This is a genomic window from Furfurilactobacillus milii, from assembly GCF_009863985.1.
GTDB lineage: Bacteria > Bacillota > Bacilli > Lactobacillales > Lactobacillaceae > Furfurilactobacillus > Furfurilactobacillus milii_A.
This window is the reverse complement of record NZ_WEZT01000036.1, coordinates 1-900: the sequence shown is the minus strand read 5'-3', so window position 1 is coordinate 900 and position 900 is coordinate 1. Positions and strand designations below refer to the sequence as shown.

At 43.7% G+C, this 900-nt stretch carries 1 protein-coding gene; it reads right to left on the bottom strand.

The window, feature by feature from the left end:
* Nucleotides 1–14: 14 nt before the first annotated feature.
* Nucleotides 15–900 (bottom strand): IS30 family transposase (locus tag GB992_RS10900; RefSeq protein WP_161002461.1); only part of this gene is annotated, 886 nt, incomplete at its 5' end.

Sequence of the window (900 nt, the reverse complement as noted above, 5' to 3'; positions counted from 1 at the left end):
GGCAAATTACAAGTTTAATCCGAACAAGCCCGGAAACTTTCAATGGCAGTCTGTTGATGATGGATTTTTAATGGTCGTTGATTAATAAGCTCAAGTGCTGCCAGGATTTCATCAGTCGTTATCTGGTCAAAGTTAGTCTGTTTCGGGAAAAACCAACGTAACCGTCGATTGAAATATTCATTGGATCCCCGTTCCCATGGGGAATACGGGTGACAAAAATAAACTTTAATCTGATAGTCTTGTTCTATGGATCGATAATCGGCAAACTCCTTACCATGATCAACAGTTATAGATTTCACTTGGGAACCGAAGATCCCCATAAACTTTCCAAAGGTATCATTTAAGGTCTTGGCGGTGCGATTAGGGGCTTTGATAGCCCATAGAAGCCGGGTTTTACGTTCTACAAAAGTGACCAAACATGCTCGTGACTGACCTCGGCTAGAAAGTACCGTATCGACTTCCCAATGACCAAAAGCTAATCGCTGATTGACAGATTTTGGTCGTTGTTCAATGGAAGTCCCACTTGTAAATGTGCCACGATGCTCATTAGCTCGGCGCTGTCGGACATTTCGATTAGGTAGATCAGCCAAGTTGAAAGGTAACCAGCCAAGCTTAAGCCAGTTATAAATTGAAGCGGTGCTCAGGTTAAAAGCTGTCGCAATCGCTTCTGGTGACCAAGTTAAACGTAGGTGGTTGGTAATTAAAATTGTCAATGATGGCGTTAGAATCGAATGGCGACCACAAGCCCGCCTTTTATGATCTGCGTCTTGTTGCGCTAATTCGGGATCATAGGGTTTGACCCGATCTAATTCATAGCTAATAGTTGATTTGGCAACGCCTAAGGCGTCAGCCATATCTTGGTAAGTATGATGGCCTTCACTGACCAGTTGAGCTAGCGCA